The sequence below is a fragment of the Pseudomonas sp. FW305-96 genome, assembly GCF_058783825.1.
On sequence record NZ_JBYSYW010000048.1, the window covers coordinates 14,794 to 30,198 of the forward strand.

Here is a 15,405-nt window from a genome sequence, read left to right on the forward strand (position 1 = left end):
GGCTGCGGAGCAGCCCCATGGCTATAATGACTGCCCAATTTCCCGGATGTCCCCATGACCCTCGCCACCGCCCTCGCAGCCTGCGACATGCTCCTGATCGACGGCCTGCACGCCTTCGACTTCACCCTCGACGAATCCGGCCTCACCATCGAATGCATGGACGGCCGCCAACTGCGCCGCTGGACCTTCACCTCCGAGCAGATCGCTGCCGCCAATGGCGCGGGCGACGACTGGAGCTTGGCCACTGATGAAGGCGAGCATCGTCTAGTCTGTATGAGTGCTTTTCGTGCCCCGGATGAAGAAGACGATGAACAGGAAATGGACACGCCTGCTGACCGCTAGCCTCATGGCTTTGTCAGTCAACGCCCAGGCCGCCACGTTGCTGGTGGGCAGCTACACCGACAACGGCAGCGAAGGGATCTACCGCTACGACTTCGACGCTCGCACTGGCCAGATCGACGCCAAGCCCCGGCAGGTGGTCAAGAGCGTCAGCCCCTCGTGGCTGGTGCTGTCTGCCGACCAGCGCCAGCTGTTCGCCGTCAATGAAACGCCCAAGGGCAATGTCAGCAGCTTCTCGCTGGGCAGCAAGGGCGAGATCAAGCTGCTGAACCAGGTGCCCAGCCAGGGCGACGAGCCGACCCACGCCAGCCTGAGCCATGACCAGCGCTACCTGTTTGTCGCCAACTACGCCGTCGCTCCCGACCCCGGTGGCAGCCTGGTGGTGATCCCGGTGGCCCGGGACGGCAAGCTCAAGCCGGTGGTGCAGCAGGCCCGGCACACGCCAAGCAAGGTCAACCCCGAGCGCCAGGCCGGTGCCCATGTGCATTCGCTGGTGCTGTCGCCCGATGGCCGCCACCTGTATGCCAGCGACCTGGGCGCGGACAAGGTGTTCATCTACCGCTACGACGGCGCCAGCCCCGAGCATCCGCTGAGCCCGGCGATTCCGCCGTCGGTGGCGTTGCCACCGGGCAGTGGCCCGCGTCATCTGCTGTTCGACGCCAAGGGCCGGCATGCCTACCTGACGCTGGAGATGAGCGCCGAGGTGGTGGTATTCGATGTGCAGGACGGTGCTCTGACCGAGCGCCAGCGCTTGCCGCTGACCGATAGCAAGGATGCAGCGGCCAGGGCCGCGGGCGGGCTGCACCTGTCGGCCGATGGCCGCTTCCTCTATGTCAGCAATCGCGGCACTGCCAACGAGATCGTGGTGTATGCGGTAGGCAAGGATGACGGCCAACTGAGATTGGTGCAGCGCCGGTCGGTGGAGGGCGACCATCCCCGCGAATTCGCGCTCGACCCCAGTGGCAACTACCTGCTGGTGGCGAACCAGAAGAGCAACCAGATCGTGGTCGTGCGCCGCGATCCGCGCAGCGGCAAGCTGGGGGACACCGTGCAGAAGTTGGCGCAGCAGGCGCCTTCGGACCTCAAGTTCCTCGAATAATGGCAGGGGCTGAAAACCTCCGGCGTGGGAGCGGGCTTGCCCCGCGATGAGGCCGGCCCTGCGATCGCGGGGCAAGCCCGCTCCCACGTTGTTGCCCTCCCGCCTTGATTATCAATGGCCATGATAATGGCTACTGCCGCAATGAATTTTTACAGGCGGACCTATCGGCGTAAGTTTTGACTCAGGGCCCACGACGGGTCAACGTCAACCACCGAAGTCGAGGTCTGCCAGCATGAACTTCAATCTTTTCCCGATTATCGCCGCCTCTGCCATTTCCGCCTCTGTCGTACTACCTGCTCATGCTCAGTCGCAGATATCCGAGCGTAAAAGCAGCGTCCAGAGCTATACCCAGAAATACTTGCAGCAGAGTGCCAATTTCTATGCGGCGCTTGATCACAAGCCTCACCTCTGATTAATCAGGCGCCCACCTTCAAAAGGTGGGCGTTGCATCAAAGATCGACTGGAGCGCCCGGTGGCATGAGTGTCGGTACTTCGTTGCAAGCGATGCCGATCTGCAAGGGCGATTCAAGGATGTACGGATTACCGGTGCGGTCAATCAAATAGAACACTTCGTGCAGGTATTGCTTGCCCTCACTCTGGTAGCAGCGAAATGCCGTGTTTTTTGGAAACGCATCCTTGATCACGGTAAATGATGCCTCGGTACCGATCAGCTTGCTGAGTTTCTCTTTGTCGTAACTCACCACTTTCCTCAGGCTCACCAGATCGCTGAAGTAATCCTTGATAGTCCCACCATAGCAGGTGCCGTGTTTTCGCCATTCGTGCCGAAACATGCCTTCTGGATTGGAAGTGACCAGTTTTGCCAGGCGGGGAATAGTCATTATCTCGTTCATTTCTTCGTCAGAGATGACGCAGGCCTTGCCGGTGCAGCCGGAGGGAGCCTCGCAAAACTGCGGATGACGGTTGGTGATGGGAGACGCCCCACCTTCACTTTTGGAGTAGGGCCAGATGCCATGGCTCAGAAAAGCGTTAGGAGGACTATTGCATCCAGGCATCTTTGGATTCATCAGGCAAAAGGAAGGTTGCCAGGTAACCGAATAGACCAGGAAGTCGACGGGGAAGTCCTTCAGTGAAGGCCCCGCTCGCTCATTGAGATCTTCCCCCCAAGCGTGATTAAGACCCATTGTTAAAAGCAGTGCCACAAGAGCTGCTCGCGCGTGCATATGTCTATCCTCCTTGATACGGCCAACGTATTGGTGGCAGTTGATACATCATTAGTAGGAGCGCGATCAGTGCTTGGCTACTGGCAAAAATGACAGGTGCATCGGGGCAAGTGTAAAGAACGTGGTGATATCACAAGGCCATGTGATTTAATTTGACGCTAAATTTTTGACTCGCCAAAGGGGCAGAGCATGATGTGGCGTATCACGGCGGTAGTGCTGTTGCTGATGTCCGCGCCGATTCTGGCGTTGTGAGTAGCGGACCGCAGGAAAAAACGCAGGGCGAACGACGCTTTTTCCTGCGGCCTGCAGTGTGTCGCGTGGGGCACTATGGCTTCGCCATGACGGCCTTGAACAGGGATGACCCCAGCCAGCCCTGAAGCCAGCTCCGCAGCCGCGGATAAGCCGCCTCGGCGAACCATTGCGGTTCGACCCCGGCAAACTGGCGCATCAAGGGCAGCAAGGCGGCGTCGGCCAGGCACGGGTGGTCGGCCAACAGCCAAGGCCGGTTTTCGAGCAGGCTTTCCAGCTCGGCCAGCCAGGGTTCGGACTGTGCCCGGTAGTGGGCCCGGGAATGCTCGGGATAGCGCTCGGCATATTTGTACAGGTTCACCTGCGCCTTGAACGTGCTGTCGTTGCGGGCGATCAGCGCTTCGGCCTGGCGCGCCGCCGCCGGGTCGGCCAGCAGGCGCCAGTCATCGGGGTCGTGTCGGTCGAGCGCCCAGCGCATGATGTCGAGGCTTTCCTCCAGTACGCCATTCCCGCTATCGAGCACCGGCACCGTGCCCTTGGGCGACAGTGCCAGCAGTGCGGCGGGCTTTTCCTTCATCTTTACCTCGACCACCTGCACCTCGCACCCGGCGTAGCGCAGCGCCAGGCGTGCGCGCATGGCCCAGGGGCAGCGGCGGAACGAGTAGAGGATCACCCGCACACCTCGACATCGCTCAGGCCATTACCCTGACGACGCACCTTGATCTGCACCGGGATGCGCTCGTGCATCTCCTGCACGTGGGAGATTACCGCCACCTTGCGGCCCTGGGCCTGCAGGCCATCAAGGGCGTCCATGGCCAGTTGCAGCGACTCGGGGTCGAGGCTGCCGAAACCTTCGTCGATGAACAGCGATTCGATGCGCAGGGTGCTCGAGGCCATCGACGCCAGGCCCAGAGCCAGGGCCAGTGAGACCAGGAAGGTTTCGCCACCCGACAGCGAGTGCACCGAGCGCAGCTCGTCGCCCATCTCGGTGTCCAGCACCAGCAGGCCCAGGGCGCTGCCGCCACGCTTGAGGCGGTAGCGTTTGGCCAACTGGCGCAGCTGGCTGTTGGCGTGGTGCAGCAGCAGGTCGAGGTTGTAGCCCTGGGCGATCTTGCGGAACACATCGCCGGAGGCTGAGCCGATCAGCGCATTCAGCCGCGCCCAGCGCTGCCATTGCTGGTAAGCCTGCGCGATCTGCTCGGCCAGGGCCTGGCTGGCGTGCTGGCGGCGCTGGTCGTCGGCCTGGCGCGCGCGTAGCTCGGCGCAGCTTTGTTCTTGAACAGCCAACTGCTGCTGGAGCTCGCTTAGCGCTTGCTCCAGTTCTTCCACCGGCAACTCGCCGTGGGCCTGGCTGGCATGCTGCTGCAGGCGTTGTTCACGCTCCTGAAGCAGCACGCGGCCCTGCTCGATGGCCTTCTCCGCGCTTTGCAGGTGCTGACGCAGTTCACCGAGCTGGGCATCGTCGATGGCCAGCAGGCGGTCAAGGCCGGCATCGTCCAGCTCAGGGTGCGCGCTGCGCCAGTGGGCGATCTCGCCCTGCAACTGCTGATGCTCCTGTTCCAGGGCCTGTTGGCGCTGCTGGTTGGCCTTGAGGTCGGCGGCCAGCTGCACGCTTTGGGTGTGCAGCGCTTGCAGTTTCTGGGCGCAGTCGGCCTCGGCGCTGCGCGCCTGTTCCAGCTGGGTGTCCATGTACTGTTGCCAGGCTTCGGCGCTGGGCTGTTCACCGAGCAGCTCGCCCAGGGTGGCGCGGACCTGCTGGTGTTGCGCGTCCAACGCGGCGAGTTTCTGTTGCAGTTGCTGCTGCCCTTGCAGGCGTGCCTGTTGCTGGTCGCGCAGCTTGTCGAGCTGGACTTGTCGGGCCTGTTGCTCTTCCTGCTCGTCCTTGCGCCGGTCGAGCTGTTGGCGGCGCTGGGCGATCTGCTGGTCGAGGCCGAGGAAGGCGTTGGCCGGATCGTCGCGCAGGGCCTGGAGAATGTCCTGGGGCAGCACGCTGCCCAGGTCGTCGAGGCTTTGTTCCAGTTGCTGGGCGTCGGCGGCCAGGGCCTGGTGCTGCTGCTCGAGGTGACGCTGCGCCTGTTGCTGGGCTTCGCCTGCGGCCTGCAATTGCTGGGTAAGGCGAGCGGCATCCTTCTGCAGGGCGAGCAGGGCGCCCTGGCGTTTCTCGTCGCGCTCGATTTCCTCGCCGAGTCGACGTAACTGGCCGTCGAGCCACTTGCCGCGGGCCGCGTCGTCCTGCGGGGCAAGCGCCGGCCACAGGGCATGGGCCTGGAGCTGTTCGGTCACAGGCTGCAACTGCTCGCCGAGCTGCTGCTGTTGTTGCTGGTAATCCTTGAGCTGGGCATTGACCACGCCCAGTTCGGTGCGCAGTTCCACCAGCTTGCCATTGAGCTGCTCGACTTGCTTGTGCGCCGCCTCTTCCTCGGCCTGGTCGTGCCGACCAAGGCTGTGCAGCAGCGCTTCGGGCTGGTGGAACGGGTGTTCGGCGCTACCGCAGACCGGGCAAGGCTCGCCGTCGCGCAGTTGCGTGCGCAGCTCCTCGACGCTGGTGTTGCGCGCCAGGCGCTGGCGCTCGAGCAATTGACGGGTGAGGGTCAGCGCTTGCTCGGCGCTTTCCAGCTCGACCTTGGCTGCGGTGCCTTCGCCGATCAGTTGCTGGCGCCGCTGCATGGCTTGTTGCTGGCGTTCACGCAGGGTGGCGATGGCCTGGCGCAGTTCCTGCTCGCGGCCATGCAGGCGGCTCAGCTCTTCGACGGCGCGCTGTTGCTTGCGGTTGTCCTGGAGCATGGCGCCGAGCAGATCGACCTGCTCGGCCAACGCATGGGGTTCGGCACCGGCTTCGCGGAACAGCAGTTCGAAATGCTCGCGTTGCGCTTGCAGTTGGGCGTTGGCCTGGCTGGCCTGGGCCTGCAGCCCGGGCAGCTCTTCGCGGCCCTTGGCCAGGCGGCCGCCGATCAGCATGACCTGCTTGAGTTGCGGCAGATAGGCCTGCCAGGCGTCGGCGAGGCCGCCCAGGTGCTGGCTTTCGGCCAGGGCGGCATCGATCTGCGACAACTGCTGCTGGCTGCGCTGCTGATGGTCTTCCAGCTGTTGCAGTTGCTGCTGTCCTGCGCTGGCCTCCTGCTCGGCCTGGTTACAGGCTTCGCGCTGCGCGGCGAGGTCTTTGTCCAGACGTGCGATGTCACCTTGAGCGGCGAAGGCCTGGCGCAGGCGCGGTGCATTGTCGCCTTGCAGGGCTTGCTGCCGGGCCAGGTGCTGGCGGGCTGCCTCGAGGGCCTGCTGCTGTGTGTCGATATTTTGCTGCAGATCGCTTTGCTGGCGTTGTTGCTGGTCGATATCCGCCTTCACCGGGGCCAGTTGCGCGGCCAGGTGCTGTTGGCGATGGAATTGGTGGCGCTGGGGCGCCAGGCGCTCCAGGCGTTGCAGGTCGACGCGCTGCTCGGCCAGTTGCTGCCACGCCTGCTCGGCGGCTTGCAGGGCAGTGCCGGCCTCATGGTGCTGGACCTGCAGGCGCTGCTGTTCTTCGAACCAGGTGCGCTGTTGCTCGAGCAGGCGCTGGCGCGCCTGGTCGGCCTTGAACTGTTGCTGGGCCTGTTCCAGTTCCTGGTCGAGGGTGGCGCGGGCTTCGGCGTCCATCGGCAGCAGGTGCTCGGCCTGTCTCTTCAGGTCGTTGTGAACCTCGCCGGTTTCCCGAGCCTTGCTGAACGCGCGCTGGCCGAGGCGGGTGTAGATCGCCGTATTGGTGAGCTTTTCCAGCAACTCGCTGCGCTCACGGTCGTCGGCCTTGAGGAACGCGCCGAACTCGCTCTGGGCGAGCATCACTGCACGTGTGAACTGCTCGAAGTTCAGGCCCAGGCGAGCCTCGACCAGTTGCTTGTATTCGTTCTTGCCACTACCCAGCAACTGCTCGCTGTCCAGGTCGTAGAGGCTCTGGCGGCTGTTCTGCAGCTTGCCGGTGGCTTTCTCGCGGGCGCGATTGGCTTCCCAGCGGGCACGGTAGCGACAGCCGTCGATGCCGATGAAATCCACTTCGGCAAAGCCGCTGCCGGTACCTCGGCGTAGCAGGTTGCGTGGATCGGAGGTGGGGATCTCGCCGTCGGCATCCGGCACCTTGGCTTCCCGGGCGATATCATTCAGCCGTGGCACGTTGCCGAACAGGGCCAGGCACAAGGCGTCGAGCAGCGTGCTCTTGCCGGCTCCGGTCGGCCCGGTGATGGCGAACAGGCCGGCGCTGGCCAGGGGCTCGGCGGTGAAGTCGATGTCGAGGGGGCCGGCAAGGGAGGCCAGGTTCTTCAGGCGGATGGCGAGAATCTTCATGGTCGTTCCTCTTCTTGCAGCACGTCCTGCAGCAGCTCGGCAAAGTCGGCCAGGGCCTGCTCGTCGGCGGGGTTGCCGTACTGTTGCTGCCAGGCACGGCCGAACAGGTCCTGCGGGGTCAGCTGCGCCAGTTCGACAAAGGCTTGTTCATCCTCCTCCTGGCGCCCGACGCCGGCATACTCGGCGCTGATGCGCACCAGGCGCACAGCCTTGCCCTGCAGGGCTGTCTCGATCTGCTGGCGCAGGTCGGGCTGCGGCTCGTCCAGGCTTACCCGCACCTCCAGCCAGGGTTGGCGGTTGGGGTCCTCGAGCAGGTCGATCACCGGCAACTGCCCCAGTTGTCCGAGCAACTCGCCCAGCGGTGCCGGGCCGACCCGCTGCAGGGCCACGGCACGCGGCACCGGGCGCGGCTCGACGCTGATCAGGTCGGTGCCCTCCAGCTCCACTTCCAGCACCTGGTGCGGGTAGTTGATCTCGGCGAACGACAGCGGGATCGGCGCGCCGCTGTAGCGGATGCGATCCTCGCGGTTGACCTTCTGCGGCTTGTGCAGATGACCCAGGGCGACATAGCTGATGGCCTTGTCGAACAGCCGCGCTGGCAGCGCCTCGGCATTGCCGATGATCAGGCTGCGTTCGGAGTCTTCCGAGATGCTGCCGCCGGCCATGTGCGCATGGCTGATGGCGACCAGCGCCTGGTCCTTCTTGCGTTTCTTCTGCGCCGCCGCGATCAACTGCTCGTGGACCTGGGTGATGCCCTGCAGGTAGTCGTCACCCAGCGCCGGCCCGGTGACTTCGGCGGGACGCAGGAAGGGCAGGGCCAGGCACCAGGCGCCGACCTTGCCGCGGGCGTTGGTCAGCGGGATCAGCAGGCGCTCGGCGTCCAGCTGGCCTTCGTCGAGCCAGTGCACGCGGCCCAGGGCGTGGGTGCGCAGGCGGCGCATCAGTGGCGCCGGCAGCTCGATGCGCGAGCCGGAGTCGTGGTTGCCAGCGATCATCACGATATCCAGCTTGGGCTGTTGCTCGTGGGCCTGGACGATGAAGTCGTAGAGGCGCTCCTGGGCTTTGACCGGCGGATTGACGGTGTCGAAGATGTCGCCTGCGATCAGCAGCGCGTCGGGCTGGCGCAAGCGCAACTGGCCGAGCAGCCAGTCGAGGAAGCAGGCGTGTTCGAAGTCGCGTTCCTGGCCGTGCAGGCTCTGGCCCAGGTGCCAGTCGGAGGTGTGAAACAGACGCATGGAAGATCCGTAGGGTAAGCGGCAGGGGGCGTTTGGATTCGGGCGGTATGGTAACCCATCGCGGACTTGTGGGAGCGGGCTTGGCCCGCGATGAGGCTACTTGGGATACAGCGGTGGCAAGCTACTGGCCTCACCCGTTGGCGCCAGCACCTGCTCGGCCGGCGGTATGGCACCGATGGCGCGCCACAGCTCGTCGCCATGCCAGTACTGGCCGCTCTCGCTGTACAACGCACCGTTCAACCCATCCAGCGCATCGGACAACGGCACGAAACGCGCCGCCATCTCGGCCAGGGTTTCCGGCTGCTGCCGCGCCCAGGCGTCCAGCGCCTGGCGGGTGGCCTGCGGGTCGTTGGCCTGGCAGGCGCGCTTGAGGTCGTCGAGCAGCGTGCGTGGGCTCGGGCCAGTCTGCGCCGCCCGCAGTACCGCCGGTTGCGAACGGGCGCGCCACCACAGGGTGAAACCGAGCAGGGTAGTCAGCGCCAGCACCAACGTCGCCAGTTGCCAGGGCCAGAGCAGGCCTGGGGCCATGTTGCTGTCGCCGGGCGGGGTGTCGGCGCTGAGCGCCGGATTGTCCTGCACGTTCAGGGTGCGTGCCGGCAGGCTGCTGTGCTCCAGGTGGTCCTCGCGGGTGTTCCACCAGGTCACCTCCAGCGTCGGCAGGGCCAGCTCGCCAGCGTGGGTCGGCACCAGCGCCTCGCGCTCCTCACGGTTGGCGACCATGCCGCGCTCGCCGATCTCGTTGCGCAGCAACGGCTGGTCGGGGTAGCGGCGCAGGCCGATTGCCTCGGTGGCCGGCAACGGCGGCAGCTGGGTGCTTGAAAGGCCTTCGGCGCGCACGCTGATGTTGCGGGTCAACGAGTCGCCGATCTGCGTCGGCTGGTTGTTCGGGTCGGGGTTCCAGTGTTCTTCAAGGGTCAGGCTGCGTGCCGGCAGCCAGGGGCGGTCGGCCGGGTAGCCGGCCGGGATCGGCTTGACCGTCAGGCGCAACGGTAGCGAACTGACCTGCACCTGGCGACCGACCCTTGGCGTGCCGGCAGGTTGCTCGCCATTGTCGGCTGCGGTGGCGGTGAAGCGCAGCGGCGGCACGTCAAGGTTGCCGCTTTGCTGGGGGTAGATGGCGTAGCGGGTCTCGATCACCCCATGGCGCACGCCGTTGATCTCTTTCTCGTAGGTGCGCGACTCGCCCAGCGGGTCGACCTTGGCGTTCTCCAGTTGCAGCGGGCTGAGGTTGCTGTCGTCGTACAGCGCCACCGAATGGTAGATGCGCAGGGTCAGCACGGCCTGGGCCTGGACATAGACCGCGCTGCTGTCCAGGGTGGCCTCGACGAACACTTGCGACGCTGCGTCCGGGCGCTGGCTGTCGGCCTGCTGCACCTGCAGCTCGATGGCCTGGCTGCGTGACTGGCCCAGTTGCAGCTCGGGGATGCGCAGGCTGCCGCTGCGCCGGGGCAGCAGGGTGATGATCCAGCGGGTGCTGGCGCGGGTCTCGCCGTCGAGGGTGTGCAGGCTGTTGAGCTGGCGCGTGCCACGGACCTCGAAGTCGGGCTCAAGGGTGCGCAGGTCGGGCTTGCCGAACTGGGTCACGTCCTGGCTCTCGAGGGTGAGCTCCAGGGTTTCGCCGGCCTCGAGGCGCGTGCGGTCGACACTGGCCTGCAGGGTCGGTTCGGCCTGGGCCGCGAGGCTCCACAACAGGCCTAGGAGAAAGACGCCGAAGCGACTCATCGTGGGGTTTCCTGATGCAATTGCTGTTCATACCAGAATTTGCGCCGCAGCAGTTCCGCCGGATTATCGGGGATCTCCCGCAACCATTGTTCCAGGGCCTGGCGCTGTTCGGCGTCGAGGCCGGTGGAGAGCGGCCGCTGGGGCGGCTGGGTGATGCTGTCGTCATCGCCGCCGGCAGTGCCGGACGGGGCCTGGGAGTTGCCCTGGCTGTCACCGTTCTGCTGGCCTTGTGTCGGGTTGTCGCTGTCCGGCGTGCCCTGGGCCTGGCTGCTGGTCGAGCTGCTGTTGCCTTCGGTCTCGTTGCCGGGCGTGTCCCGGGCATCGGCGTTGTTCGGCTGTTCCTCGGCCTTGGCCTGGCGCTGTTGCAACAATTGCTGGACCAGCGCCTGGTTGTCCAGCGCGGCTTTCAGGTCGGGTTGGCGCTCCAGTGCTTGTTCGTAAGCGTCCAGCGCCGCTTCCAGTTCGCCGGCGCGGGCCAGGGCGTTACCTCGATTGTAGTGGGCGGCTGCCGTGCCGGCCTGGGCGAACGCGGCGGCGGCGCCTTCGAAGTCGCCGGCCTGGTACAGGGCCATGCCGCGCCACTGGCTGTCGGCGAAGTGCCGGGCGGCCTCGGCGGGGCGTTGCCGTTCCAGCAGGCGCTGGCCTTGCTGGTCGGGGCGCAGCCACAGATCGTTGAACTCGAAGGCCTGGCTTGGCTGCGGCAGGGCTAGCAGCAACGGCAGGCAGAACAGCCAGCCACGTCGACCGGCGCAGGCGGCGAGCAGCAGCAAGGGCAGCAATAGCCAATAGCCCTGGTCGGCCCAGCTGTCCAGTTGCAGGGTCTGGCCATCGTTGTGCAGCAGGCGCGGGTTGTCGAACAGGCCGAGGCCGCGCAGGTCGAGGTCGTCGATGCGGGCATGGCGATAGCGCCCGCCGGTCGAGCCGATGAAGGACTTCAGCGAGGCGCTGTCCAGGCGCGGCAAAAGGATGCCGCCCTGGTCGTCCTTGAGGTACTCGCCATTGGCCTGGCGCACTGGCGCGCCCTCGGCGCTGCCGACGCCCAGCATCAGCAGGCTCGGGCCCTGGCGGCCAAGGGCCTGGCGTATGCCTTCGCGCTCAAGCTCGCTCAGCGACGCGCCGATCAGCAGCAGGCGGCCTTGGCCCAGGCCGCTCTGGGCCAGCAGGGCCAGGCCCTTGCGCACGGCCAGGTCGGCGCGCTGGCCGGGCTGCGGCATGATTGTCGGGTCGACGGCCTCGAGCAGGTTGCGCGTGGTGCCGAGGTCATCGGACAACGGCACCAGGGTGTGGGCGCTGCCGGCATAGACGATCAACGCGGTCTGGCTGTCGCGACGGTGATCGAGCAGGTCGAGGACCTTGCGTCGGGCCTGCTCCAGGCGGTTCGGCGCGCTGTCCTCGGCGAGCATCTGCGGCGTCAGTTCGAGCAGGATCACCAGCGGGTCGGCCGGGCGCTGGCGGGTTTCCTCGAGGCGTTGCCAGCTGGGGCCGAGCAGGGCCAGGACGATCAGCAACCAGGCCAGGCCCAGGGCGATCCACGGCAGCTTGCTGGTGCTGCCGCTGCCGCCACCGAGCAGTACCGCGTGAAACGGCTGCGGCAGGATCAACTGCCAGCGTCCGGCGCGTTTGCGCCGGTGCCAGAGCTTGAACAGCAGCCAGCCAAGCAGTGGCAGTACCAGCAGCCAGAGCGGGCGCAGCCATTGCGGCCAGAGTTCGATCATCGCCGCCTCCTCAGGCGCAGGCGTTTGAGGCGCTGTCGCCATTCCGGGTGGGGCTGCAGGAAGCGCGGTTTGCGCAGCAGGCGTTGCAGCAGGTTGTCCGGCCACTGCACGGCCACCACCAGCAGCACGCTGAGCAGCAGCGCCAGGGCCAGTGGCCAGGCGTACAGCTCATGGGCGGTGCGGGCCTGGGTCGGCTGCTGGGCCACTGGCTCGAGCTGGTCCAGGGTGTCGCCGATGGCACCCAGTTCGGCGCCGTCGTGGGCGCGGAAGTAGCTGCCGTGCGTGATTTCGGCGATCTCCCTGAGCGCGGCTTCGTCCAGGTCCAGGCTTGGGTTCAGCCCCAGCAGGCCCGGCGTGCCGCTGGCCTCGGGGTTGGCGCCGATGCCAATGGTGTAGATGCGCACCCCTTCCTGGGCCGCCAGGCGGGCGGCAGTCAGCGGGTGGATCTGCCCGCCGTTGTTGGCGCCGTCGGTGATCAGGATCAGCACCCGGCTCTGCGCCGGGCGCTGGCGCAGGCGTTTGACGGCCAGGCCAATGGCGTCGCCGATGGCGGTGTTCTTGCCGGCGATGCCGATCTGCGCTTCGTCGAGGAAGGTGCGCACGGTGCGTCGGTCGAAGGTCAGCGGGGCCTGCAGGTAGGCCTGGCTGCCGAACAGGATCAGGCCGACGCGGTCGCCCTGGCGGTCCTGCAGGAAGTCGCCCATCAGTGCCTTGACCAGGTCCAGGCGGCTGATCTCGTCGTCCTTCCACTGCATGTCGGGGTAGTCCATCGAGCCCGACACGTCCACCGCTACCAGCAGGTCGCGACCGCTGGCCGAGACCGGTACCGGGTCGCCCAGCCATTGCGGGCGCGCCGCGGCCAGCAACAGCAGCAACCAGATCAGGATGAACGGTGCCTGCTGGCGCCAGGTTGGCAGGTTCAGGCGGGCACGGCGCCCGGCCAGGCCCTCGAGCTCGTCAAGGAAGCCGACCTTGAGCACCGGTTCGCCGCTGTCGGCTGCCGGCAGCAGCAGGCGCGCCAGCCAGGGCAGCGGCAACAGCAGGAAGATCCACGGCCAGGCCAGTTCAAACATGCTTGCGGATCCAGGTTTCGACCGCCTGGGCGAGCCCGGCGATGGCCTTGTCGTCGAGCTTGCACTCGGGCTTGTAGGCGCCTTCGACCAGCACCATCCAGCGGGTCAGGCCGGCGGCCGGGCAGCGGTTGTCGAGAAACGCCAGCCATTGCCGGCCATTGAGGGTATGGCTGTTGGCCCCCGGGTAGTGATTACGGCACAGACGTTTGAGCAGGGCGTTGATCTGCTGCAGCCAGGCCCCGGCGGGCGCCCCGTCATAGGGACGCGGCAGGCGCGCCAGTTCGGCCAGGGCCTCGACGCGGATCGGGTCCAGCGGCAGTTCGGCGCGCACCACCTTGCGCTTGCCCGGGCGCCAGTGGCGCAGGCGCCAGGCGCCCCAGCCGAGCAGGGGCAGCATGGCCAGCAGCAGCCACCAGCCGGGCGCGGGCGGCCACAGGCCGATGGCGGGTGGCGCGATCAGTGGCTGCAGCTGGTCCAGCGGGTTCATTTCGCGCCTCCCAGGCGCTGTGCATTCAGGTACTCACGCAACTGCTCGATCATCTCGCTCTGGGTGCTCAGCGGCATCAGCACCACGCGCAGTTTCTGCGCCAGCAGCTCCCAGCGCTCGATGCGCGCCTCGGCCTGCTGGCGGTAGGCCTGGCGCAGGTTGGCGTCGAGGGTGTCGAGCTCCAGCTGCGCGCCGCGCTGGGCGAAGCGCAGCAGGCCGGCGGCGGGCAGGGCGTGGTCGAGCGGGTCACTGACCGGCATCAAAAGCACGTCGCAGTGGCGCGAGAGCATGGCCAGGTGCTGCTCGACGCTGGCGCTGAGGGCGCGTTCGTCGCAGATGACGATGGCCAGGCTGCCCGGGCGCAGTACCTCTCGCGCCCGGCGCAGGGCAAGGCCCAGGCTGTCGGCCTGGGGCTGGGCCTCGGTGTGCAGGGCCTGGTTGATCTTGGCCAGGCGGTTGAGCAGTTGCAGCAGGCTCTGCTTGCTGCGCCTGGGCTTGACCTCATGGTGCTCGTTGTCGCCGAACACCAGCCCGCCGATACGGTCGTTGTGGCCCAGCGCGGCCCAGCCGAACAGGGCAGCGGCCTGGGCCGCCAGCACCGACTTGAACATCAGCCCGGAGCCGAAGAACAGCCGTTGGCTCTGCTCGACCATGATGAAGATCGGCCGTTCGCGCTCTTCATGGAACAGCTTGGTGTGCGGCTCCTGGGTGCGGGCGGTGACACGCCAGTCGATGTTGCGCACATCGTCGCCGGCCTGGTAGACCCGCACCTGGTCGAAGTCCACCCCGCGGCCACGCAGTTTCGAGTGGTGCAGGCCCACCAGCGGGCTGCGTTGGCCGGGCCGGGAGAACAGCTGGATCTCGCGCACGCGATGGCGCATGTCGATCAGGTCGGCCAGGCCGATGCGGATGCCGGGTTCGGCCAGCTGCGTGGTGGGCATGGGGTCAGGCGACGGCGACGACGTCGAGGATGCGCTGGACCACGCGGTCCTGGTCGACCCCCGCGGCCTCGGCCTCGAACGACAGGATGATGCGGTGGCGCAGCACGTCGAACAGCACCGCCTGGATATCCTCGGGGCTGACGAAGTCGCGCCCGGCCAGCCAGGCGTGGGCGCGGGCGCAGCGGTCGAGGGCGATCGAACCGCGGGGGCTGGCGCCGTAGGCGATCCAGTCGGCCAGTTCGCTGTCGAACTTGGCCGGGGTGCGGGTGGCCATGACCAGTTGCACCAGGTATTCCTCTACCGCGTCGGCCATGTACAGGCCGAGGATTTCCTTGCGCGCGGCGAAGATCGCCTGCTGGCTGACCCGCCGCTCGGGCTTCACCTCGCCGCCCAGGGCCTCGCCCCGCGCTTGCAGGAGGATGCGCCGCTCGACGGCGGCATCGGGGAAGCCGATCTTCACGTGCATCAGGAAACGGTCGAGCTGGGCTTCGGGCAGCGGGTAGGTGCCTTCCTGCTCGATCGGGTTCTGCGTGGCCATCACCAGGAACAGCGGCGACAGCTCGTAGGTACTGCGCCCGACGCTGACCTGGCGCTCGGCCATGGCCTCGAGCAGCGCCGACTGCACCTTGGCGGGTGCGCGGTTGATTTCGTCGGCCAGCACCAGGTTGTGGAAGATCGGGCCTTGCTGGAACACGAAACTGCCGGTTTCCGGGCGGTAGATCTCGGTGCCGGTGATGTCGGCGGGCAGCAGGTCGGGGGTGAACTGGATGCGATGGAACTGGGCTTCGATGCCTTCGGCGAGCTCCTTGATGGCCTTGGTCTTGGCAAGGCCCGGGGCCCCCTCGACCAGCATGTGGCCGTCGGCCAGGAGCACGATCAGCAGGCGCTCGACCAGTTTTTCCTGGCCGAGGATCTGGGAGGAGAGAAAGGTGCGCAGCGCGATCAGCGCCTCACGGTGTTCCATCGTTGACGGTTCCTGGGGATGGGCCCTGGCGCGCTGGGAGCGGATGCCGGGCGAGGGGTGATACTTTAATCCATCCGGGGGGGCGG

The 15,405-nt window shown here is 66.6% G+C and carries 13 protein-coding genes; 3 read left to right on the top strand and 10 right to left on the bottom strand.

Annotated features, from left to right (window positions below):
• Positions 1 to 54 precede the first annotated feature (54 nt).
• From AC3WL2_RS24570 to AC3WL2_RS24580, 3 genes are all read left to right on the top strand, one after another.
• Positions 55 to 342, top strand: a complete 288-nt coding sequence (locus AC3WL2_RS24570; protein ID WP_102685352.1) for a DUF5629 family protein — start codon at positions 55 to 57, stop codon at positions 340 to 342.
• Positions 308 to 1,438, top strand: coding sequence for a lactonase family protein (locus AC3WL2_RS24575; protein WP_173862484.1), 1,131 nt, complete (start codon positions 308 to 310; stop codon positions 1,436 to 1,438). Before AC3WL2_RS24570 ends, AC3WL2_RS24575 begins: the two co-directional genes overlap by 35 nt.
• Before the next feature lie 232 nt (positions 1,439 to 1,670).
• The gene (locus AC3WL2_RS24580; protein WP_102685371.1) at positions 1,671 to 1,850 is read left to right on the top strand and encodes a hypothetical protein; all 180 of its coding nucleotides are present in this window, start codon (positions 1,671 to 1,673) and stop codon (positions 1,848 to 1,850) included.
• Positions 1,851 to 1,887: 37 nt separating this feature from the next.
• Here the strand turns inward: AC3WL2_RS24580 and AC3WL2_RS24585 are convergent, their stop codons facing one another.
• The 10 genes from AC3WL2_RS24585 to AC3WL2_RS24630 all read right to left on the bottom strand — a co-directional run bounded on the left by AC3WL2_RS24585 (position 1,888) and on the right by AC3WL2_RS24630 (position 15,319).
• On the bottom strand, positions 1,888 to 2,619 hold the full coding sequence (locus AC3WL2_RS24585; protein WP_102685372.1) for a ribonuclease T2 family protein: 732 nt from the start codon (positions 2,617 to 2,619) through the stop codon (positions 1,888 to 1,890).
• 325 nt (positions 2,620 to 2,944) lie between these two features.
• Entirely contained in the window at positions 2,945 to 3,541 is a 597-nt protein-coding gene (locus tag AC3WL2_RS24590; protein ID WP_102685373.1) for a glutathione S-transferase, read from the bottom strand.
• A complete protein-coding gene (locus AC3WL2_RS24595) occupies positions 3,538 to 7,182 on the bottom strand; it encodes an AAA family ATPase (RefSeq protein WP_102685374.1) in 3,645 nt (1,214 codons plus the stop codon). The genes AC3WL2_RS24590 and AC3WL2_RS24595 overlap by 4 nt, the downstream gene beginning before the upstream one ends.
• The gene (locus AC3WL2_RS24600; RefSeq protein WP_102685375.1) at positions 7,179 to 8,417 is read right to left on the bottom strand and encodes an exonuclease SbcCD subunit D C-terminal domain-containing protein; all 1,239 of its coding nucleotides are present in this window, start codon (positions 8,415 to 8,417) and stop codon (positions 7,179 to 7,181) included. The genes AC3WL2_RS24595 and AC3WL2_RS24600 overlap by 4 nt, the downstream gene beginning before the upstream one ends.
• Positions 8,418 to 8,513: 96 nt before the next feature.
• Positions 8,514 to 10,139 (bottom strand): BatD family protein, encoded by a 1,626-nt coding sequence (locus AC3WL2_RS24605; RefSeq protein ID WP_102685376.1) that lies wholly within the window; start codon positions 10,137 to 10,139, stop codon positions 8,514 to 8,516.
• Complete coding sequence (locus tag AC3WL2_RS24610; RefSeq protein ID WP_102685377.1) at positions 10,136 to 11,854, bottom strand: vWA domain-containing protein; 1,719 nt, start codon at positions 11,852 to 11,854, stop codon at positions 10,136 to 10,138. Before AC3WL2_RS24610 ends, AC3WL2_RS24605 begins: the two co-directional genes overlap by 4 nt.
• Entirely contained in the window at positions 11,851 to 12,927 is a 1,077-nt protein-coding gene (locus tag AC3WL2_RS24615) for a vWA domain-containing protein (RefSeq protein WP_102685378.1), read from the bottom strand. Before AC3WL2_RS24615 ends, AC3WL2_RS24610 begins: the two co-directional genes overlap by 4 nt.
• A complete protein-coding gene (locus AC3WL2_RS24620) occupies positions 12,920 to 13,414 on the bottom strand; it encodes a DUF4381 domain-containing protein (protein ID WP_046854739.1) in 495 nt (164 codons plus the stop codon). The genes AC3WL2_RS24615 and AC3WL2_RS24620 overlap by 8 nt, the downstream gene beginning before the upstream one ends.
• On the bottom strand, positions 13,411 to 14,355 hold the full coding sequence (locus AC3WL2_RS24625) for a DUF58 domain-containing protein (RefSeq protein WP_102685379.1): 945 nt from the start codon (positions 14,353 to 14,355) through the stop codon (positions 13,411 to 13,413). Before AC3WL2_RS24625 ends, AC3WL2_RS24620 begins: the two co-directional genes overlap by 4 nt.
• 4 nt (positions 14,356 to 14,359) lie before the next feature.
• Positions 14,360 to 15,319, bottom strand: a complete 960-nt coding sequence (locus AC3WL2_RS24630) for an AAA family ATPase (protein WP_011532987.1) — start codon at positions 15,317 to 15,319, stop codon at positions 14,360 to 14,362.
• Between the last annotated feature and the right edge of the window lie 86 nt (positions 15,320 to 15,405).

Excerpts from the sequence above, each read along its gene's own strand:
- AC3WL2_RS24570 (WP_102685352.1), top strand. The coding sequence starts at position 55 with ATGACCCTCGCCACCGCCCTCGCAGCCTGCGACATGCTCCTGATCGAC.
- AC3WL2_RS24575 (WP_173862484.1), top strand. The coding sequence starts at position 308 with ATGAACAGGAAATGGACACGCCTGCTGACCGCTAGCCTCATGGCTTTG.
- AC3WL2_RS24580 (WP_102685371.1), top strand. The coding sequence starts at position 1,671 with ATGAACTTCAATCTTTTCCCGATTATCGCCGCCTCTGCCATTTCCGCC.
- AC3WL2_RS24585 (WP_102685372.1), bottom strand. The coding sequence starts at position 2,619 with ATGCACGCGCGAGCAGCTCTTGTGGCACTGCTTTTAACAATGGGTCTT.
- AC3WL2_RS24595 (WP_102685374.1), bottom strand. The coding sequence starts at position 7,182 with ATGAAGATTCTCGCCATCCGCCTGAAGAACCTGGCCTCCCTTGCCGGC.
- AC3WL2_RS24600 (WP_102685375.1), bottom strand. The coding sequence starts at position 8,417 with ATGCGTCTGTTTCACACCTCCGACTGGCACCTGGGCCAGAGCCTGCAC.
- AC3WL2_RS24605 (WP_102685376.1), bottom strand. The coding sequence starts at position 10,139 with ATGAGTCGCTTCGGCGTCTTTCTCCTAGGCCTGTTGTGGAGCCTCGCG.
- AC3WL2_RS24610 (WP_102685377.1), bottom strand. The coding sequence starts at position 11,854 with ATGATCGAACTCTGGCCGCAATGGCTGCGCCCGCTCTGGCTGCTGGTA.
- AC3WL2_RS24615 (WP_102685378.1), bottom strand. The coding sequence starts at position 12,927 with ATGTTTGAACTGGCCTGGCCGTGGATCTTCCTGCTGTTGCCGCTGCCC.
- AC3WL2_RS24620 (WP_046854739.1), bottom strand. The coding sequence starts at position 13,414 with ATGAACCCGCTGGACCAGCTGCAGCCACTGATCGCGCCACCCGCCATC.
- AC3WL2_RS24625 (WP_102685379.1), bottom strand. The coding sequence starts at position 14,355 with ATGCCCACCACGCAGCTGGCCGAACCCGGCATCCGCATCGGCCTGGCC.
- AC3WL2_RS24630 (WP_011532987.1), bottom strand. The coding sequence starts at position 15,319 with ATGGAACACCGTGAGGCGCTGATCGCGCTGCGCACCTTTCTCTCCTCC.